At 62.1% G+C, this 18413-nt stretch carries 19 protein-coding genes; 11 read left to right on the forward strand and 8 right to left on the reverse strand.

Going from position 1 to position 18413, the window contains the following annotated elements; genetic code table 11:
* Positions 1 to 56 precede the first annotated feature (56 nt).
* Positions 57 to 752, forward strand: a complete 696-nt coding sequence (locus tag D109_RS0104880; RefSeq protein ID WP_017475924.1) for a CTP synthase — start codon at positions 57 to 59, stop codon at positions 750 to 752.
* Positions 749 to 1072: an antibiotic biosynthesis monooxygenase gene (locus D109_RS0104885; protein ID WP_017475925.1), complete on the forward strand. Its 324-nt coding sequence runs from the start codon at positions 749 to 751 to the stop codon at positions 1070 to 1072. The genes D109_RS0104880 and D109_RS0104885 overlap by 4 nt, the downstream gene beginning before the upstream one ends.
* 205 nt (positions 1073 to 1277) lie before the next feature.
* Here D109_RS0104885 and D109_RS0104890 read toward each other — a convergent pair whose 3' ends face one another.
* Entirely contained in the window at positions 1278 to 1601 is a 324-nt protein-coding gene (locus D109_RS0104890; protein WP_017475926.1) for a DUF2025 family protein, read from the reverse strand.
* 231 nt (positions 1602 to 1832) lie between these two features.
* Here D109_RS0104890 and D109_RS0104895 point away from each other — a divergent pair, with 231 nt between their 5' ends.
* Complete coding sequence (locus D109_RS0104895; protein WP_017475927.1) at positions 1833 to 2960, forward strand: glycerophosphodiester phosphodiesterase; 1128 nt, start codon at positions 1833 to 1835, stop codon at positions 2958 to 2960.
* Complete coding sequence (locus D109_RS0104900; RefSeq protein WP_017475928.1) at positions 2961 to 3638, forward strand: AraC family transcriptional regulator; 678 nt, start codon at positions 2961 to 2963, stop codon at positions 3636 to 3638.
* Here D109_RS0104900 and D109_RS0104905 read toward each other — a convergent pair.
* On the reverse strand, positions 3579 to 4508 hold the full coding sequence (locus tag D109_RS0104905) for a sterol desaturase family protein (RefSeq protein ID WP_017475929.1): 930 nt from the start codon (positions 4506 to 4508) through the stop codon (positions 3579 to 3581). The two genes, D109_RS0104900 and D109_RS0104905, sit on opposite strands and share 60 nt — an antisense overlap.
* A gap of 140 nt (positions 4509 to 4648) precedes the next feature.
* Here D109_RS0104905 and D109_RS0104910 point away from each other — a divergent pair, with 140 nt between their 5' ends.
* A complete protein-coding gene (locus tag D109_RS0104910; protein WP_017475930.1) occupies positions 4649 to 4954 on the forward strand; it encodes a PepSY domain-containing protein in 306 nt (101 codons plus the stop codon).
* Between the two features lie 185 nt (positions 4955 to 5139).
* Entirely contained in the window at positions 5140 to 6312 is a 1173-nt protein-coding gene (locus D109_RS0104915; RefSeq protein ID WP_017475931.1) for a GAF domain-containing sensor histidine kinase, read from the forward strand.
* Here D109_RS0104915 and D109_RS0104920 read toward each other — a convergent pair whose 3' ends face one another.
* A complete protein-coding gene (locus D109_RS0104920) occupies positions 6313 to 7941 on the reverse strand; it encodes a methyl-accepting chemotaxis protein (protein ID WP_026077786.1) in 1629 nt (542 codons plus the stop codon).
* A gap of 279 nt (positions 7942 to 8220) precedes the next feature.
* Here D109_RS0104920 and D109_RS0104925 point away from each other — a divergent pair, with 279 nt between their 5' ends.
* Together D109_RS0104925 and D109_RS0104930 are read left to right on the forward strand one after the other, a co-directional pair.
* The gene (locus tag D109_RS0104925; protein WP_017475933.1) at positions 8221 to 9243 is read left to right on the forward strand and encodes a transporter; all 1023 of its coding nucleotides are present in this window, start codon (positions 8221 to 8223) and stop codon (positions 9241 to 9243) included.
* A gap of 214 nt (positions 9244 to 9457) precedes the next feature.
* Positions 9458 to 11074: an inorganic phosphate transporter gene (locus D109_RS0104930; protein WP_017475934.1), complete on the forward strand. Its 1617-nt coding sequence runs from the start codon at positions 9458 to 9460 to the stop codon at positions 11072 to 11074.
* A 125-nt stretch (positions 11075 to 11199) separates the two neighbouring features.
* Here the strand turns inward: D109_RS0104930 and D109_RS0104935 are convergent, their stop codons facing one another.
* From D109_RS0104935 to D109_RS0104945, 3 genes are all read right to left on the reverse strand, one after another.
* Positions 11200 to 12174: a biotin-dependent carboxyltransferase family protein gene (locus D109_RS0104935; RefSeq protein WP_017475935.1), complete on the reverse strand. Its 975-nt coding sequence runs from the start codon at positions 12172 to 12174 to the stop codon at positions 11200 to 11202.
* Entirely contained in the window at positions 12171 to 13049 is an 879-nt protein-coding gene (locus D109_RS0104940) for an allophanate hydrolase subunit 1 (RefSeq protein WP_017475936.1), read from the reverse strand. The genes D109_RS0104935 and D109_RS0104940 overlap by 4 nt, the downstream gene beginning before the upstream one ends.
* A gap of 76 nt (positions 13050 to 13125) precedes the next feature.
* Positions 13126 to 13884 carry a 5-oxoprolinase subunit PxpA gene (locus D109_RS0104945; protein ID WP_017475937.1) on the reverse strand — a complete coding sequence of 253 codons (759 nt, stop codon included), beginning with the start codon at positions 13882 to 13884 and terminating at the stop codon, positions 13126 to 13128.
* Positions 13885 to 14317: 433 nt separating this feature from the next.
* Here D109_RS0104945 and D109_RS0104950 point away from each other — a divergent pair, with 433 nt between their 5' ends.
* Positions 14318 to 15235, forward strand: a complete 918-nt coding sequence (locus D109_RS0104950; protein ID WP_017475938.1) for a LysR family transcriptional regulator — start codon at positions 14318 to 14320, stop codon at positions 15233 to 15235.
* Here the strand turns inward: D109_RS0104950 and D109_RS0104955 are convergent.
* On the reverse strand, positions 15232 to 16128 hold the full coding sequence (locus tag D109_RS0104955) for a LysR family transcriptional regulator (protein WP_017475939.1): 897 nt from the start codon (positions 16126 to 16128) through the stop codon (positions 15232 to 15234). The genes D109_RS0104950 and D109_RS0104955 overlap by 4 nt on opposite strands.
* A gap of 112 nt (positions 16129 to 16240) precedes the next feature.
* On the opposite strand from D109_RS0104955, the gene D109_RS0104960 reads away from it, so the two are divergent.
* A complete protein-coding gene (locus tag D109_RS0104960) occupies positions 16241 to 16999 on the forward strand; it encodes an SDR family NAD(P)-dependent oxidoreductase (RefSeq protein ID WP_017475940.1) in 759 nt (252 codons plus the stop codon).
* Between the two features lie 57 nt (positions 17000 to 17056).
* Positions 17057 to 17965, forward strand: coding sequence for a LysR family transcriptional regulator (locus D109_RS0104965; protein WP_017475941.1), 909 nt, complete (start codon positions 17057 to 17059; stop codon positions 17963 to 17965).
* Here D109_RS0104965 and D109_RS0104970 read toward each other — a convergent pair.
* Positions 17952 to 18392, reverse strand: a complete 441-nt coding sequence (locus D109_RS0104970; protein WP_017475942.1) for a multidrug/biocide efflux PACE transporter — start codon at positions 18390 to 18392, stop codon at positions 17952 to 17954. The two genes, D109_RS0104965 and D109_RS0104970, sit on opposite strands and share 14 nt — an antisense overlap.
* Positions 18393 to 18413: the final 21 nt, after the last annotated feature.

Genomic DNA, 18413 nt, shown 5'->3' on the forward strand with positions numbered 1-18413 from the left:
GCGTGAACGCCAATCTATAGTGAGCGCCAGGACTCAACAAGCCACGGATACCCTTGATGAATAAAACCACCCTGCACTTGGCCCTGATCGGCGACTACGATCCACACGTCACCGCCCACCAAGCCATTCCCTTGGCGTTGCAACAGGCCGGCGCGGCGTTGGGCCTGACGGTGCGGTTCGACTGGCTGGCCACCGACACGATCAAATCCACCGAACACGTGCAGCATTACGATGGCTTCTGGTGCGTCCCCGCCAGCCCTTACCGTGATCTGGACGGCGCCCTGCTGGCCATCCGTTATGCCCGCGAACAGCGGCGCCCGTTCCTCGGCACCTGCGGCGGTTTTCAACACGCAGTGCTGGAATATGCCCGCAACGTGCTGGGCTGGGCCGACGCCGAACACGGCGAACTGGCCCCCGATTCGCCCCGTGCAGTGCTCACGCCCCTGACCTGTGCGCTGGTGGAAGCGACTGACACCCTCCGCTTGATGGCCTTTACCCGCATCGCCGAGGCCTACGCCACCCTGGATATCCATGAAGGCTACCGTTGCCGCTATGGCATCAATCCAGACTTCGAAAGCGCATTGCTGGAAGCCGACCTGATTGCCAGCGGCCATGACTCGGCGGGCGACCTGCGGGCGGTGGAGCTGCTGGACCATCCGTTTTTTGTCGCCACCCTGTTCCAGCCGGAACGTGCGGCCCTCAAAGGCATCACACCGCCGCTGGCAATTGCACTGCTGAAGGCCTGCGCATGATCGCCAACACGCCCAAGCCGCCGTACTACGCGGTGGTGTTCAGTTCCCTGCGCACTGAAGGCGACAACGGCTACGGGCAAGCCGCAGACCGCATGCTGGAACTGGCCCGGCAACAACCTGGTTTTCTCGGCGTGGAATCGGCGCGAGGGGAAGATGGCCTGGGCATCACGGTGTCCTACTGGAGCAGCGAAGCCGCGATCCTGGCCTGGAAGCAGCACGCCGAGCACACCGAGGTGCGCGAACAGGGGCGCTCCACCTGGTACTCGGCGTGCCATACACGGGTGTGCAAGGTGGAGCGGTCTTACGCGTTCGAGCGCTGAAACATCAGCCTGTGTAAAACACTCAATGTGGACAAGGGAGGCTCTGTGGTGAGGGAGCTTGTGTGGCGAGGGAGCTTGCTCCCGCTGGAGTGCGCAGCGCTCCCAAGATTTCGGGGCCGCTACGCAGCCCAGCGGGAGCAAGCTCCCTCGCCACAGCAAGCTCCCTCGCCACAAAAAGCGCTCCAGCCGCAGGGCTATGCGGCACTCAACTGACCAGACTGCGCACCGCGCTGATCTGCGGAATCTCCACCCGGCGCATGTACACCCGCAGCGGTTCCGTGATGTTGATGCGATCGTCGATGTTCTGGTCCAGCAGCAATTGGATCCGCTCGCGGGACAGGGTCATGGCCTGCTCGTCAACCGGCTGCCAGACAAACTCGGCGGTCGGGATGATGCCGTCGTCGGCCACGTCCATGCCGAAGGCGTCTTCGCTGAAACGGACGATGTACTGGTGGGTCTTGCGGTTCAGGCCGACAAAACCGTGCAGTTGGTCGGCGGCCTGGCAGATAAGCTCGGAGGTGATGCGCATGGTAAACCTCACTGAAAAGTCCTGTTTGGACTGGAAAGATGGTTTACACGCATGGCAGAAAGTCTGCCCTCTGATGGGGCAGCTGAGGGCAAGAGTACTGCATGGCACCGCACAAAAGTGCAGAAAAATGGCCCGTTAACACGTTAATGTCGGTTTGGTGATAGCGCCATTCGCAAGCAATTGTTAAAAAGGAGCCCTTCTCAAAGTTACCTCCACGAAAGGACTTCGCTTATGCCTGTCACGTTTACCAAGAGTGCCCTGCTGCTGGCCCTGATGCTGGGCCTTGGCCACGCACAGGCGGCAAGCCCGATCAGCCCTACCGAACTCGCGGCCAACGAAGGCATTCCAAACCCTGCCGTCATTGCCCACCGTGGCGCGTCCTACGACGCACCGGAATCCACCGCCGCCGCCTACAAAGTCGCGCGCGACCTGGGTGCCGACTACCTGGAAATGGACCTGCAACGCAGCAAGGACGGCGTGCTGTTTGCCCTGCATGACAACAACCTGCAACGCACCACCGACGTCGCCACCAAGTTCCCCGAGCGCAAGGACAGCCCGGCCAACGAATTCACCTGGGCCGAGCTTAAAACCCTGGACGCCGGCAGTTGGTTCAACGCCGCCTACCCGGATCGCGCACGCCCTGGCTTCGTGGGCTTGAAAATCCTCAGCCTGGACGAAATCATCAAGATTGCCGAAGGCAACCCGCAGCACAAACCCGGCCTGTACATCGAAACCAAAGAGCCGAAGCAATTCCCGGGTATCGAAGCCGACCTGAAGAACAAGCTGTTGGACAAAGGCTGGTTGAGCTCCACGGGCTCCAACCAGGCCCAGAAAAACATCGGCGTCGGCCAGGGCAAGGGCCGCGTCGTGCTGCAAACCTTTGAAAAGGACAGCCTGAAAGAACTGCAAAAAGAGATGCCCAACACCCCGAAAATCCTGCTGTTGTGGGTAGGTGAAGGCAGCATCGAGCCGAAATCCAAGGTGACCTTCGCCGAGTCCGGCGAGCCGAGCAAAGCCGCCTACTACGCCAAGCAGGAGCCGAAGGACGCCGCCGAGTTCGAAAAATGGGTCGACGAGGCCAAGAGCCTGGGCGCCATCGGTACCGGCCCTTCGGCACAGCTGACCAACCTGGGCGACCAGAGCTACTCCGACCTGGTCAAACCCGAGATGAACCAGTTGACCCACGACAAAGGCATGCTGGTGCACGTGTACACCGTGGATGAACCGGTGGACTTCGACAAGGTGATGAAAGCTGGCGTCGATGGCATCTTCACCAACCGCGCCGCCGAACTGCTGAAGTACTACAAGCGCTGGCCGTCCTCGAGTGTGGCCGACCTGCTGAAGGACAACGGTTACTGAGTGAGCCCCGAATGGTCAGGCCGCCTGTGGCTGGGGCCTGACTACGGGCTGATCCTGGGCATACCGGGGCGCACCACGCCCCATGCACACTATGCCCACCAGCTGATGTTCTCCCCGGGCGGGCCGATCACGGCCAGCCTCGATGGCCGTGTCACCACGGCCCATCGCCTGTTTATCCCCTCACGAATGCCCCACGCCCTCCTCCACACCCATAGTGAGGTGTTGATGGTGTATGCCGAACCCGGCGCGTTTGACCTCGACCTTTTGCAGGCCGCCCTGACCGACAGTGAACTGTCCCTGGAAGCACTCGAGCGCACACTGCGCCAATTGCCGAGACGCGCACTGGATGACGCCCGCGTGGAGCGCGCACTGTTGGCGCTGGATCAGCAACTGAGTGGCAAGGTCTCCGCTCACGCCCTGGCTCAGGCGGCGCATGTGTCGTTGAGCCAGTTGGAACGTTTGTTCGCCAATCAACTGGGTTTGCCCGTGCGCCGCCTGGTACTGTGGCGGCGCTTGCGGGTGGCACTGGGACTCGCGCTCGGCGGCAGCACCTTGACCGAGGCCGCCCATGGCGCCGGGTTCGCCGATTCGGCGCATTTTTCCCGGACCATGAAACAACTATTTGGCGTCACGGCAGGGGCGTCGTTGCGCAACCTGCGTGTACGAATCCTGGACTAGACCGACGGGCACCGGCGGCTCCTTGCTCAATCGCACCGTCCTGAACGGATCACGCAACTGCGCCACATACTCCCGCGGAAAATCCGGCCGGCTGCCAATCCCCAGGTCGCCCTGGCCCATTCGATAGTCAAGGCTGTAAAACGCCGTGCCCAACAGCCAGTCCCACAGATTGAAAAACAACCCGAAATTCACATCCCCTGCCCGACCATATTTCATGTGATGAAATCGATGCACCGGCGCCCAGGCGAACACCCAGCGCAGCGGCCCCAGGCGCATGTCGACATTGGAATGCTGCAACAGCAACTGAACGGCAATCGCCAGGGCCAGCAGCAGCGCAACGTCCGTGGGAATGCCCAGCAGGATCAGCGGCAACAAACCCGCCGTGGCCTCGAGCATCTGGTGCAACGGATGCTTCATCAAGCCATTGAAACCGTACAACCGCTGCACGCTGTGATGCACCGCATGCAGGCGCCACAAGGCCGCGACTCGGTGACTGGCGTAGTGCATCAGGGTGATGCCCGCATCGGCGATGAAGATCGCCAGCAGCAATTGCTCCCAGAGCGGCCACGCCCGCGGCCATACACCATCAACGGCCAGCAGCGCGGTCAATACCGGCAAGATCAACAAGCCCGCGGCATTGAGACCTTCGTTGACCACCCCATGAATCAGGTCGCGACGACGGTCACCCTGGTTGCGATTCCACTGCGGCTCGTAGGGCAACCACCACTCCGCAATAAACGACACCACCACCGCACAGACAACTACCAGCCCCAGCCACTGCGGCTCATCCACCTGCACCAGCCAGAGCGCCCACCCGATAAATCCCACCCAGAACAAGGGCGCGTACACCCAGGCCAATAACTGTTTCATCTGTGCCTCCCATGATTGAGACGCCAGCATGAAACCCCGCACTCGCCGCCGATTGAACAAACGGCGCAATGTTAAGGGTGAGTTAAGTTGCGCTGGTTAACCTGATCCCACTTAAACAGCTCACCCCAAAGGATCACACCATGAAAAACTTGACTGCTCTGTTCGCCGCTGCCGCCTTGACCCTTACCGCTGGCTTGGCCCAGGCCGATGTTCGCCCGGACCACATTCCGAGCCTGCTCAAGTCCGGCGCCATCATGGATTTTGAAAAGCTCAACGCCAAGGCAGTGGCCCAGCACAAAGGCGCGACCATCGTTGACACTGAACTGGAAGACAAAGCCGGCCGCCTGGTCTACGAGACCGAACTGCGTGACACCAGCAACGTGAAGTGGGACGTGAAGCTGGATGCGAAGACCGGCGAAGTCCTGGAAAACAAGCAAGACACCTGAGTCGAACCGCAAAAACGCCGCGCCGCCTTCGGGCCGCGCGGCTTTTTTATGCGCGCTCGTCGCCCGGAAGAGCAAATAGTCTAATTACTGTTAACGAATTTGTACCTTACGCCGCCAAGCTCGCTAGAATCCCAATCATCAGCCAAGGCACAACGCCAGCAGCATCAGGACCGAGACCGTTCGCCATGGGGCAAAAAGCCGTCGACATTGCCACCATTGGCCGAATCAGCGCCGTCCCGGCGATTCTCCAGGTGATCAGCGAAATGACCGGCTTGCGTTTTGCGGCCGTGGCACGGGTCACCGATGATTCATGGACCGCCTGCGCCGTGCGCGACCAGTTGGACTTCGGCCTGCCCGTGGGTGGCGAGCTGGACCTGACCACCACCCTGTGCCACGAAATCCGCGGCTCCCATGTCTCGATCGTGATCGACAAAGCCAGCGAAGACCCGCTGTACCGCGACCACCACACGCCGCGCATCTACCACTTTGAAAGCTACATCTCGGTGCCGGTGTTTCGCACCGACGGGCGTTTCTTCGGCACCATCTGTGCCCTGGACCCGAATCCGGCGCAACTGCGCAGCAGCACCATCCAGTCGACCATGGAGTCGTTTGCCCGGGTGCTGTCGCTGCAGATCGAAGCCGAAGAAAGCCTCCAACAGACCGAGGCCGACTTGCAGCAGGAGCGCGAAACAGCCGAACTGCGCGAACAATTCATCGCCGTGCTCGGCCACGACCTGCGCAACCCGCTGTTCGCCATCAACGTCGGTGCCGAACGCCTGCTGCGCAAGCACCCGGACCCGGCCACCGACTCGCTGGTGCGGCACATGCTGGCCAGCGGCCGCCGGGCCTCGCAACTGGTGGAGGACGTACTGGACTTTGCCCGCGGCCGAATGGGCAGCGGCATCCCGGTGAACATCGGCGAGTGCCCGGGGCTGGAAGACACCTTGCAGCACGTGGTGGACGAGGTGCAGCACGTGCACCCCAAGCGGCTGATTCACGCCCGCATCGGCAATCTCAACGGCGTGAAAGGCGACCGCGAGCGGCTGGCGCAATTGCTCTCCAACCTGGTGGCCAACGCCATCAGCCACGGCAGTCCCGAAGGGCCGGTTGAAGTCAATGCGCAGGTCAACGCCGGCACGTTTGAGTTAACCGTGAAAAACCTTGGGCTGATCAGTGATCAAGCCATGCCGCTGCTGTTCCAGCCCTACTCCCGACCGACGGGCGCCCAGCCCCAGGCCGGCCTGGGGCTGGGTTTGTACATCGTCAAACAGATTGCCGACGCCCATGGCGGGCGGCTGGAAGTGTCTTCCAGCGAGCAGGACGGCACGGTGTTCAGCTTCAGTTTGCCGACGGCCTGATCACGCGCTCAGTCGCGCTGTCACCTCGTTCAACTCCACCGACAAACTGCGCAGGTTCTGACTGGCTGCGTCGGTACGTTGCACGTTATCCAGATTGGTCGTGGCGACGGTGGTGATTTGCGTGATATTTCGCGAGATGTCCTCTGCCACCGAGGTTTGCTCCTCCGCCGCCGTGGCAATCTGGCGGTTCATGTCGCGGATGGCTTCCACCGCCTGGGTGATTTGGTTCAGCATCGCGCCCGCCTGGGACACTTTTTCCACACTCTCATCACTGCACGCCTGGCCACTGACAATAGCCTCCGCCGCATCCACCGCGCCCGTTTGCACCGCCCCGATAATCTGATTGATCTCGATGATCGACGCCGCCGTGCGCTGCGCCAGGCTGCGCACTTCGTCGGCGACCACGGCAAACCCGCGGCCCGCTTCCCCGGCACGCGCCGCCTCGATGGCTGCGTTGAGGGCCAGCAGGTTGGTTTGCTCCGCAATGCCACGGATCACTTCCAGCACCTTGCCGATGCGCACACTGTCGGTTTCCAGGCGCCGAATGATCGTGCCGGTGTTAAGGATCTCGTCGCGCATCCGGCCGATAGTGGCGATGGTCACCTTCATCACCTCGCCCCCCTCACGGGCCGAATGATCGGCTTCATCGGCAGCTCGGGAAGCACTCGCGGCGTGGCGCGCGACTTCCTGGGCGGTGGTCGACATTTCGGTCATGGCCGTGGCCACCTGATCGGTGCGGTCAAACTGCTCTGCGGTGCCCTTGGCCATCAACCCGGCAATCGCCCCCAGCTCGCCGCTGGCGCCCACCAGGTCAGTGGCACTGCGCTGCAAACGGCTGAAGGTTTCCGCGAGGAAGTCCCGCAACGTATTGGCGGCTGCGGCCAGGCGCCCCAGTTCATCTTCACGTTGGCTGGCCACTCGATTGGCAAAGCGCCCCTGGCTCAGTTGCGCGACGTACTCGATCAGCTCGCGGATCGGTGCAATCAGGTTGCGACTGATCAGCCACAGGCTCAGCAGGCCAATCAACACACCCGACAGCAACATCACCGCCACCCCCAACATGACCGTGCGATCGGCCTGGGTGCTGATCAGCAACGATTGCTGCGTGCCTTGGGCGTGCAACTCGCTGACCAATGCACTCATCTGCTCGCTGACGGCGCGGTCCACGCCCTTGACCGCGTTGTCGCCCGCCGCCGGATCCGCACCCGCCGCCAGGTAGGCATCGCGCCCTTTCTGATAGGCCACGCCCAACACCTGATGCTCCTGACGCAAAGCCTCAAGGCGTCGGCTCAAGGCCTGATCACTCTGGGTCTGGCTCACCAGGTGGCCGAGAATGCCTTGCACATCCCGTTGCCGATCCTGGAACTGCCCCCAGTACTTCTCCATGTCCTGGGGTTGTTTGCCACGTAACAAGACGTTCTTCCATTCCTGCACTTGCACCTTGAATTGCAGGTTCGCTTCATCGATCAATTGTGAAGTCTGCAACGGCCCTTCCAGCAAGCTGCGGTAACTCTGCACGCCACTGGAAAGAAAATGAAAACACGCCAGGGCGATCAACAGCATCGCCAGCAGGCTGCCACCGAGCAGCGACAAGATCTGTGCTCTCAAGGACTTTCGCAAAAGATTCATCGGGGAAAATCCTCGAAACAGGGAAAAGGGGAGCATGCCCGCCATGACGTCCCTGTCTGAAAAGACCGCCTCATCCACAGCGTTGCTTGCGCTTGAATCGGCCGTGCCAGACGCTTCTTGAGCCTATCGGACAGGCGGTGAAAAGCCTGTCAAAAGGCCACTATTGCACCACTTGCCTGCCGCTCTCAAAACCGTCACAAAACTGTCAACCAGACTTGCCATGATGCGCTCCAAGTGAACCTGTGAAATCTCCTACAGGCACTTTCCCTGCGAGCCTCCATGAACCACAGCATCGACCACAGCCACCAGGACTCCGACCTGTTTGGCTTGCTTTACGGTTTTCGTTTTCGCCCCGGTGAAAAGGGCGAACAGATTGACTCAGCCACTGCCCTGGCGGCCTTGCAGCAACCCGGTGATCCCGACGAATTTCTCTGGCTGCACCTGAACCTGGCCCACGCCGCCTGCGAGCGCTGGATGCAGGCGCACCTGAACCTGCCGGAAGAGTTCTTCGAGGCCTTGCACGAAGGCTCGCGCTCCACCCGCATCGAACACGTGGACTCGGCCTTGCTGGCGGTGGTCAACGACGTGGTGTTCAACTTCAGCAGCATGGTGTCTTCAGACATTTCCACCTTATGGGTGTGCGCCCGCAGCCGGCTGCTGATCAGCGCGCGCCTGCAACCGCTGCACTCGGTGGACAAGCTGCGCTCGTCGGTGAAGGCCGGTGAACACTTTCGCTCACCGCTGGAACTGCTGGTGCATTTGCTGCGGGATCAGGGCGAGGTGCTGACGCAGATCGTGCGCAAGACCAGCCTCAGCGTCGACCAGATCGAGGACCAGTTGCTGTCGTCGCGCCTGTCCACCAACCGCGCTGAACTGGGCGCCGCGCGCCGGGTGCTGGTGCGCCTGCAACGGCTGCTGGCCTTGGAGCCCGGCTCGTTGCTGCGATTGCTCAACCGCCCGCCGCAATGGTTGCAGAAGGAAGACGTGAAGGAGCTGCGCAAATCCACCGAGGAGTTTGCGCTGATCATCAACGACCTGATGGCGTTGGGCGAGCGGATCAAGCTGTTGCAGGAAGAGATCGCCGCCAACCTCAACGAGCAGAGCAACCGCACGCTGTTCACCCTGACCGTGGTGACGGTGCTGGCGTTGCCGATCAACATCATTGCCGGCTTTTTTGGCATGAACGTTGGGGGCGTGCCGCTTTCTACGGACCCTGAAGGCTTCTGGATTCTGGTGGCGCTGGTGGCGACGTTTACCCTGATTGCCGGGCGTTGGGCGTTTCGCAGGCGCAAGGATTATTGAATTTGAAATGCGATCAATGTGGGAGCTGGCTTGCCTGCGATAGCGGTGGTGACTGATACACCGCTATCGCAGGCAAGCCAGCTCCCACAGTTGATTGGCGGTGTTTTGTAGACCAGCGGCCATCCCAAATCTCGAAACACTGATTTACCGCAGCATCTCTGTAACATTCTGCAACGATCATGACCGACATCCTCCCCAAACTGGATGCTCCGGCATGGCCACCCCTTCCCTGACTGCCTCCACACACGCTTCCACCGCCGATCCCAAACCGCGCCTGGACAAGAAACCTGGCCTGGTGACGGTGATCGTTTTCTTCGCCGTACTCGCCATGGGCCTGTTGTTCACCGCCTACAGCCTGATGCACGACATGCACGAGCTGGGCACGGTGGTCACCACCTGGACGCCGTTCCTCCTGCTGGGTGTGGCGCTGTTGATCGCCCTGGGCTTCGAGTTCGTCAACGGTTTCCACGACACCGCCAACGCGGTGGCCACGGTGATCTACACCAATTCGCTGCCGCCGCATTTCGCGGTGGTGTGGTCGGGCTTTTTCAACTTCCTCGGCGTGCTGCTGTCCAGCGGCGCGGTAGCGTTCGGCATCATCGCCCTGCTGCCGGTAGAGCTGATTCTGCAGGTCGGCTCTTCCGCCGGCTTTGCGATGATCTTCGCGCTGTTGATCGCCGCGATCCTGTGGAACCTTGGCACCTGGTGGCTGGGGTTGCCGGCGTCGTCGTCCCACACCTTGATCGGCTCGATCATCGGCGTCGGCGTGGCCAACGCTCTGATGCATGGCCGTGACGGCACCAGCGGTGTGGACTGGGGTCAGGCGATCAAGATCGGTTACGCGCTGCTGTTGTCGCCGCTGATCGGCTTCGCCTTCGCCGCCCTGCTGTTGCTGGCGTTGCGGGCCTTCGTGAAAAACCGTTCGCTGTACAAGGCGCCAAAAGGCGACACCCCGCCACCTTGGTGGATTCGCGGCATGCTGATCGTCACCTGCACCGGCGTGTCGTTCGCCCACGGTTCCAACGACGGCCAGAAGGGTATGGGCCTGATCATGTTGATCCTGGTAGGCACCCTGCCGATGGCCTACGCGTTGAACCGCACCATGCCGGCGGGTGAGTCTTTGCAGTTTGCCGCGGTGGCCGAAGTGACCCAGGCAGCCCTGGTAAAAGCGGCGCCGCAACTGGCGCCTGCCGACTCGCGCGCCACCTTGTCGACCTACGTGCGCACCAAGGAAGCCACCCCAGAACTGGTGCCCGCCCTCGCCTCCATCACCGGGCATATCGGTGAAGAAGTGAAGAGCTACGGCTCCCTCGCCGCCGTACCGGCCGAGGCCGTGGGCAACGTGCGTAACGACATGTACCTGACCAGCGAAACCATCCGCCTGATGGACAAAGGCAAGGTCGGCAACTTCGACGCCGACACCCAGAACAAGCTGCAACTGTTCAAGCAACAGATCGACAACGCCACACGGTTTATCCCGCTGTGGGTCAAGATCGCCGTGGCCATCGCCCTCGGCCTGGGAACCATGGTCGGCTGGAAGCGCATCGTGGTGACCGTGGGCGAGAAGATCGGCAAGACCCACCTGACCTACGCCCAGGGCGCCTCGGCCGAGATGGTGGCGATGCTGACCATCGGCGCGGCGGACATGTATGGTTTGCCGGTGTCCACCACCCATGTGCTGTCGTCCGGTGTGGCCGGGACCATGGTGGCGAACGGGGGTGGGTTGCAGATGAAGACCATCCGCAACTTGCTGATGGCCTGGGTGCTGACATTGCCGGCGGCGATTTTGTTGTCGGGTAGCCTGTACTGGCTATTCACCCAATTGTTCTGACACAACCCGGATCAAAATGTGGGAGCGGGCTTGCTCGCGAAGGCGGTGTATCAGTCACCGGATGTATTGACTGACACTCCGCCTTCGCGAGCAAGCCCGCTCCCACATTGGGTTCAGTGGTGAGTTCAGGTGCTAAACAACCCACCCATCACCTTCAACCGCTTCTTGTACACCCGCCGCGCCTCCAGTGCCTCCTCCAGCGTCACCGCCACAAACCCCGCCCGCTGGTTCGGTTGCATCTGCCCGATCAAATCCAGGTCCGCACTGATTACCGTACCAATCATCGCGTAGCCACCGCCCGACACCGCGTCTCGGTGCAACACGATCGGCTCCAACCCGGCCGGCACCTGGATCGAGCCGATGGGGTAGCAACTGTCGACGATATTCGACGGATCAGACCCGGCACCAAACGGCTGTTCCCGCGGCTGAAAGCTCAGCGCGCTGCCGCCCTTGAAGCGATAGCCGATGCGATCAGCCTCCGAACCGACCGTCCAGGGCTCGGCAAAAAAGCTGATTTTGGCTCCGGGCGTCAGTCGCTCGTAATACAGCCCCGGCACCACCCGCAGCGTCACGTCTCCACCCACCGATTGGCGTAACGCCATGGGCAAACTGTTCCCCGCCCGGCCTTTGCCGCTGGGCTCGCCGACCGGCAGCTCATCACCTTCTACCAGTCGCCGCCCCTGAAACCCGCCCAACGCACCCAGGGTGTAAGTGGACCGGCTGCCCAACACCAGCGGCACATCAATCCCACCGGCCACCGCCAGGTAAGTCCGCGCGCCGGCCTTGGGAAATTCAAAGCGCAGCACTTGCCCGGCGCGCACTTCAAACGCGGTGTCCTGATGCACCACCACGCCGTCCAGGCGCGGCGACATCAGCGCACCGCACAGCGCCACCAGGGCGTCCTGCTGAAACTCCAGCTCCGGGCCGATCAGCGTGCATTCCAGCCCGGCGGCACCGATGGGGTTGCCCACCAGGTGGTTGGCCGCGCTCAACGCGTATTGGTCCAGGGCGCCGGACGGAGGGATGCCCAGGTGGTAATAACCTTCACGGCCCAGGTCCTGCACGGAGGTGGCGAGGCCGGGTTTGAGTACCTTGATCATGCCAGCGCCTCCTGCAGGGTTTTCGGGTAGCCAATGGGGTCGGCCAGAAAGGCATCCAGGGAAAATTCCACCGGGCGAATGCGCAGGTCGAAACGCCCGGTCTCCACTTCAGCCACCGCCAGATCGTAGGCATCACGGTCCACGGGTTTGAACTGCACGATGTCGCCGGGGCGGAAGAACACCATGTGCTCTTTCAGGTAAGCCAGTTGCTGCTGCGGGTCGTAGATCGGCGCCGGGGTGACGCCGAACATCTGATAGCCGCCGGCGCCGCGCACCGAATAAATACACCCGAAGCAGCCGCCGTGGCCGAGGGTCAATTTCGGCGTGTCGGTGCGTGGACGCAAATACTTGGGCACCTGCAACTGCCGCTCGCGTTCCACCATCTGGAACATGAACGGCAAGCCCGCCACAAACCCCACCATCGAGACAAACCACGGCGCGCCACTGTGGGCCGCGATAAACGCTTCCACGTCTGCCAGGCCGTTGATCCGCGCGGCGTATTCCAAATCGGTGCCGGTGGGGTCCTGATGGCGGTCGCGAAAACGCATCAGGGTTTCATGGGTCCAGGGGTCGTTGTACAGCACCGGGATTTCGATGATGCGGGTGTGCAAGGTGCGTTCGGCCACGGCTTGGGCTTCGGCGCTTTGCACCGCGTCCAGCAGCACGTGGGGCGCGATGCGGTCCGGGTCGAAGCGAATCTGGAACGAGGCATTTGCCAGGCAGACGTCCAGCACACCGTCCAGGGCCAGGCGCTCCACCGCGCGGGTGACGGCCATGCCCTTGAAGAAAGCCTCCAGGGACATGCTCTCGCTGACCTCGGCAAACAGGTGTTCATCACCGCCAAAGCTGTAGCGGATCGGGGAAGATTCGGCCATGTCTGTTCCTCTTGGAATCATTGTAGAAAGGCAGGCAAAAAATCAGAGAGACCCGGTGTCTGGGCACCGGTGTCGGTCAGCGAGGTGTGCGCACTTCAATCCCCGCCTGGTCCAACGCTTCGCGGGTGGCTTCCACCAATTCAAGGGCGCCCGGGGTGTCGCTGTGCAGGCAGATGGAATCGAACTCGATAAACAGGTCTTCGCCTTCAACCGTGCGCACCAGGCCGGTCTGGCAGGCACGTAGGACTCGCGCCGCAACCGTTGCCGGATCCAGCGCCCGCACATGACGGGTAAACACGATGGAACCCGTGAGATCGTACTCACGGTCGGCATAAAACTCCCGCACCACCGGCTGGCCCAGTTCCTTGGCAACGCGCCAGATCACCGAGTTGGGCATGCAGTACAGCAACAGCGTGGGCTCCAGGCGTTGCAGGTTTTCCACCAACAGCCGCGCCGCTTCTTCGTCCCGCGCCAGATGCATGTACAACGCGCCGTGGGGCTTGATGTGTTGCAGCGTCAGGCCCTGGGCCCGGGCGATCTCCCGCAGGGCGCCGAGCTGATAGAGCATGTCGTCCACCAGTTCCTGGGCCGGGGCGTTGATATGGCGCCGGCCGAAACCCACCAGGTCACGAAAGCCCGGGTGCGCGCCAATCGCCACACCCAGTTGCTTGGCGCGCTCGACGGTGCGGCGCATGGTGCCCGGGTCACCGGCATGAAAGCCGGTGGCGATGTTGGCCGAGCTGATATAGGCCATCAGCTCGCTGTCGACGCCATCGCCGATGGTCCAGGGGCCGAAGCCTTCGCCCATGTCCGAATTGAAATCCACTGCCTGCATCGGGGTCGCTCCATTGAAGTTCATGCCATGGAAATTAGGCTGCGGCTTGACCCCTTGGGAAGATCTATTATCAGATGGCCCATCTTCTGAAAATCAGATACCCGATACTGATCGTTCCCACGCTCCGCGTGGGAATACCGCCCTGGACGCTCTGCGTCCGCTTTTAAAATCGTGACGCAGAGCGTCACAGGATGCGTTCCCACGCAAAGCGTGGGAACGAGCGGAGAAACCAATGTCCCTGCCCTGCGCCAAATCCGCTACTTCGTCGCCACCGCCGAAATCGGCCAGATCTCCCAGGCGGCGATTCATACTGATCGTTCCCACGCTCCGCGTGGGAATGCCGCCCTGGACGCTCTGCGTCCCTTTTAAATCGTGACGCAGAGCGTCACAGGATGCGTTCCCACGCAAAGCGTGGGAACGAGCGGAGAAACCAATGTCCCTGACCCTGCGTCAAATCCGCTACTTCGTCGCCACCGCCGAAATCGGCCAGATCTCCCAGGCGGCGATTCACCTGAACATCTCCCAATCGGCGGTGACCACCGCGATCAAGGAGCTGGAAGCGATGCTCGGTGCGCAGCTATTCGTGCGCTCGGCCCAAGGCATGAGCCTGACCGATGCCGGGCGGCATTTTCTCAATCGGGCCTACGTGATTGTGCGCAGTGTCGACGATGCCCTGAACAGCCCGTTGCCGGACTACCGCGCCAGCGGCGTACTGCGGGTGGCCGCCAGCTACACCGTTCTCGGTTACTTCCTGCCGCACCATTTGCAGCGCATGGAACACTGGCACCCGGACGTGACCATCGAGGTCTTCGAACAGGAACGCCAGGCCATCGAACACGGCCTGCTCAACGGCCAGTTCGACATGGCCGTGGTGCTCACCGCCAACCTCACCCACCCGGATATCGTCTCGGAAATCCTCTTCAACTCCGAACGCCGCCTGTGGCTGCCCAGCCATCACCCGTTGTGCGAACGCCCCGCCGTGAGCCTCGCGGACGTGGCCCGGGAGCCGTACATTTTCCTCACCGTCGACGAGGCCGAACAAAGCGCCATGCGCTACTGGGAACAGGCCGGGCAAACGCCCAAGGTGCGGCTGCGCACCAGTTCGGTGGAGGCGGTGCGCAGCATGGTCGCCAACGGCAGCGGCGTGGCAATTCTGTCGGACCTGGTGCATCGCCCGTGGTCGCTGGAAGGCAAGCGCATCGAAACCGTGAGTGTCACCGACAAGGTCACGCCCATGAGTGTCGGGCTGGCCTGGCACCGCGAACGCGACTTCACCCCGGCGATGCAGGCGTTTCGTGATTATTTCCACGATGCCTTCCTGGCGCCGCAGCAGTTGTCAGCCCGGCGTTAAAGCCGGGATTGCAGGGTCGCCGCCAGCCAATCCATGAACACCCGCACCCGCTGCGGTAAATGCCGTTGGCCGGCGTACAGCAGGGATACGTCCAGCGCAGGTGCCGGATACTCCGGCAGCACCGCTACCAACTCACCACTGGCCAAGAGATCGACAATGCCCAGGACCGGCACCTGAGTCAGGCCAAACCCACCGATGCACGCCAGCCGATACGCGTCGGTGCTGTTGACGGTCACCCGCCCGGCCATGGGAACCCGGTGCACCTTGTTGCCCTGTACGTATTCAAACCCGGGCGAACGTGAGCCCAGCGGGCGTACGTAATGCACCAATTGATGGTGGGCCAAATCGGCGAGCGTCTTGGGCACGCCGTGACGTTGCAGGTAAGTCGCGCTGGCGCAATTGATCATCGTCATGCTGCCCAGCAACCGCGCCACCACCGACTGGTCCGGCTGCGCGCCAATCCGCAATACGCAGTCGAAACCTTCGGCCAGCAGGTCGACCTGGCGGTCGGTGCTGCTGATCTCCAGCTCGATCAGCGGGTGCAGGTCCATGAATTCCGGCAGGCGCGGCAGGATCAGTTCCCGGGCCATGACGTTGGGCATGTCCACGCGAATGCGCCCCGCCAGTTGCGCTTCATCCTGGCGAAACAAGCCTTCCAGCTCTTCCATATGGGACAGCAGATCCTTGCTGCGCTCATACAACACGCGCCCGTCCTGGGTGGCCTGGACCTTGCGCGTGGTGCGCTGCAACAGGCGCGCACCGACCAACGCTTCCAGGGCCTGCACATGCTCGGACACGGTCGAGCGCGGCAGGCCCAGGCTTTCGCCCGCCTGGGTGAAACTCGACAGCTCGGTGACGCGCACGAAGGTGCGCAGCAACTCAAGTTTGTTCATGGGATTGTTCGCCTTATCCGGCCAGTGATTCCGGTACGGCTCTATTTATCACGTTATGACCGGACAAATACACTCAGTCCCACGAACACTCACCCGCTCCGAGGGCTCCACCATGACCCGTAAAATCGCACTCATCACCGGCGCCAGCCGCGGCCTGGGCAAAAGCGCTGCGCTGCACCTGGCGGCACAAGGCGTCGACATCATCGGCACGTACAACAGCGCGGCGGACGAAGCCCAGGCGGTGGTCGCCCAAGTCGAAGCACTGGGCGGCAAAGCGGCGATGCTGCAACTGGACGTCAGCCAAAGCGCCACCTTCGATGCATTCACCGCCCAGGTCGGCACGGTGTTGAAGGACGTGTTCGGCCAGGCGCACTTCAACTTCCTGATCAACAACGCCGGGATTGGCGCCCACGCCAGCTTCGCCGAAACCACCGAGGCGCAGTTCGACCAACTGGTGGCGATCCACTTCAAGGGTCCGTTTTTCCTGACCCAGAAACTGCTGCCGCTGATCAGCGATGGCGGGCGCATCATCAATATCTCCAGCGGCCTCGCGCGCTTCAGCCTGCCGGGTTACTCGGCCTACGCCTCGATGAAAGGCGCGGTGGAGGTGCTGACTCGCTACCAGGCCAAGGAGTTGGGCGCGCGCGGGATTACCGTCAACACCCTGGCCCCCGGCGCAATCGCCACCGACTTCAGCGGCGGCGCGGTGCGGGACAACCCGGACGTGAACGCGATGGTCGCCAACAACACCGCACTCGGTCGCGCAGGCTTGCCGGATGACATTGGCGGGGCGATTTCCACCCTGCTGGCCGATGGCAGCAACTGGATCACCGGGCAGCGCGTCGAGGCGTCGGGCGGGATGTTTCTGTAACGCGCCGAGATTCTCCGCTAGCATCAATGCTTTCGGATACCTGACAGGCAATCACCCATGAGTTTTGATCCAGGACTGGCCGGCGGCATGGGCGTACTGGCCGCCGTGGTCGACAGCGGCAGTTTTGCCCGCGCCGCCGACAGCCTGGAGATGACGCCTTCGGGGGTCAGCCGGGCCATTTCGCGGCTGGAAAAACGCCTGGGCATTCGCCTGTTCGACCGCACCACTCGCTCGGTGCAATTGACCGACGAGGGCCGGCGTTTCTACCAGGAAATCGCCCCACTGCTGGCCGGCCTGGAAGAAGCCGCCAGCTCGGCGGCAGACAGCGCCCTGACCGTACGTGGGCGGTTGCGGGTGAACATCGACCCGTACTTCTCGCGGCTGGTACTGGGGCCGGTGCTCGGTGAGTTCATGAGCCAATACCCGCAGTTGCAGTTAGACCTGCACACGCGGGACCAGCTCGGGGACTTGGTGGCGGATGGCTTTGACCTGGCCATCCGTTTTGGCATTCCGCAATCGTCCTCGCTGATTGCCCGCAAGCTGATGGAAGTGCGGGTGCTGACATTGGCGTCGCCGACTTATCTTGAGCGGCATGGTCGCCCTTCACACCCCAAGGATCTGGAAGACGGCCAGCACGTGTGCATCGACTTTCGCGACTCCCAGACCGGCCGGCCGTTTGCCTGGGAATTCCACCGGCCCGGTGAGCAGGTCAACGTCGCCACCAGCGGGCGGCTGGTGGTCAACGATGCCGGGACCTTGTACAGCGTTTGCGAACACGGCCATGCAGTGGCGCAGATGCTCGACCTCGGGCTTGCCCCCGCGCTCGACTCGGGCGCGTTGGTCGAGCTGTTTTCCGACTGGCCCGATGAGCGCTTCCCGCTGTATGCCTTCTACCCGTCGCGGCATTTACCTGCGGCCAAGGTGCGGGCGTTCCTTGAGTTTGTGGCGTCCCTCAAACTTGGCTGAGCACGCGTTTTTGCATGATCTTTTCGCGCACTGCGTCATAACCCCAGTGATACACATAGGTGTACGGCAGGAAAAACAGCAGCACGCCGATGTCGAGGATAAACGCCTGCATCAGGCTGATGTTCAGCCACCAGGCAATCAACGGTACGGCGACAATGATCAGGCCGCCTTCAAACATCAGGGCATGCAGCACCCGAGTCCAGACGCCATTGGCCAGCTTCAGGCGCAACTTGAGGCGGTCGAACAGGCTGTTGAAAATGATGTTCCAGGTCAGCGCCATCAGGCTGATCGCCAGGGTCACCGTGCCCATTTCCACGACAGGCCGGTCCATGATCCAGACCAGCAGCGGCGTACAAATCAACAAAGCCAGGCCTTCAAAACCAATGGCTTGCCAAACGCGTTCAGTAATCGACTTGGTGGGTGTCATGACCCGTTCTCCGTGAGTGAC

Origin of the sequence: Pseudomonas sp. PAMC 26793 (genome assembly GCF_000313235.1) — a bacterium.
GTDB lineage: Bacteria > Pseudomonadota > Gammaproteobacteria > Pseudomonadales > Pseudomonadaceae > Aquipseudomonas > Aquipseudomonas yamanorum.

Excerpts from the sequence above, each read along its gene's own strand:
- D109_RS0104880 (WP_017475924.1), top strand. The coding sequence starts at position 57 with ATGAATAAAACCACCCTGCACTTGGCCCTGATCGGCGACTACGATCCA.
- D109_RS0104885 (WP_017475925.1), top strand. The coding sequence starts at position 749 with ATGATCGCCAACACGCCCAAGCCGCCGTACTACGCGGTGGTGTTCAGT.
- D109_RS0104890 (WP_017475926.1), bottom strand. The coding sequence starts at position 1,601 with ATGCGCATCACCTCCGAGCTTATCTGCCAGGCCGCCGACCAACTGCAC.
- D109_RS0104895 (WP_017475927.1), top strand. The coding sequence starts at position 1,833 with ATGCCTGTCACGTTTACCAAGAGTGCCCTGCTGCTGGCCCTGATGCTG.
- D109_RS0104905 (WP_017475929.1), bottom strand. The coding sequence starts at position 4,508 with ATGAAACAGTTATTGGCCTGGGTGTACGCGCCCTTGTTCTGGGTGGGA.
- D109_RS0104910 (WP_017475930.1), top strand. The coding sequence starts at position 4,649 with ATGAAAAACTTGACTGCTCTGTTCGCCGCTGCCGCCTTGACCCTTACC.
- D109_RS0104915 (WP_017475931.1), top strand. The coding sequence starts at position 5,140 with ATGGGGCAAAAAGCCGTCGACATTGCCACCATTGGCCGAATCAGCGCC.
- D109_RS0104920 (WP_026077786.1), bottom strand. The coding sequence starts at position 7,941 with ATGAATCTTTTGCGAAAGTCCTTGAGAGCACAGATCTTGTCGCTGCTC.
- D109_RS0104925 (WP_017475933.1), top strand. The coding sequence starts at position 8,221 with ATGAACCACAGCATCGACCACAGCCACCAGGACTCCGACCTGTTTGGC.
- D109_RS0104930 (WP_017475934.1), top strand. The coding sequence starts at position 9,458 with ATGGCCACCCCTTCCCTGACTGCCTCCACACACGCTTCCACCGCCGAT.
- D109_RS0104935 (WP_017475935.1), bottom strand. The coding sequence starts at position 12,174 with ATGATCAAGGTACTCAAACCCGGCCTCGCCACCTCCGTGCAGGACCTG.
- D109_RS0104940 (WP_017475936.1), bottom strand. The coding sequence starts at position 13,049 with ATGGCCGAATCTTCCCCGATCCGCTACAGCTTTGGCGGTGATGAACAC.
- D109_RS0104945 (WP_017475937.1), bottom strand. The coding sequence starts at position 13,884 with ATGCAGGCAGTGGATTTCAATTCGGACATGGGCGAAGGCTTCGGCCCC.
- D109_RS0104950 (WP_017475938.1), top strand. The coding sequence starts at position 14,318 with ATGTCCCTGACCCTGCGTCAAATCCGCTACTTCGTCGCCACCGCCGAA.
- D109_RS0104955 (WP_017475939.1), bottom strand. The coding sequence starts at position 16,128 with ATGAACAAACTTGAGTTGCTGCGCACCTTCGTGCGCGTCACCGAGCTG.
- D109_RS0104960 (WP_017475940.1), top strand. The coding sequence starts at position 16,241 with ATGACCCGTAAAATCGCACTCATCACCGGCGCCAGCCGCGGCCTGGGC.
- D109_RS0104965 (WP_017475941.1), top strand. The coding sequence starts at position 17,057 with ATGAGTTTTGATCCAGGACTGGCCGGCGGCATGGGCGTACTGGCCGCC.
- D109_RS0104970 (WP_017475942.1), bottom strand. The coding sequence starts at position 18,392 with ATGACACCCACCAAGTCGATTACTGAACGCGTTTGGCAAGCCATTGGT.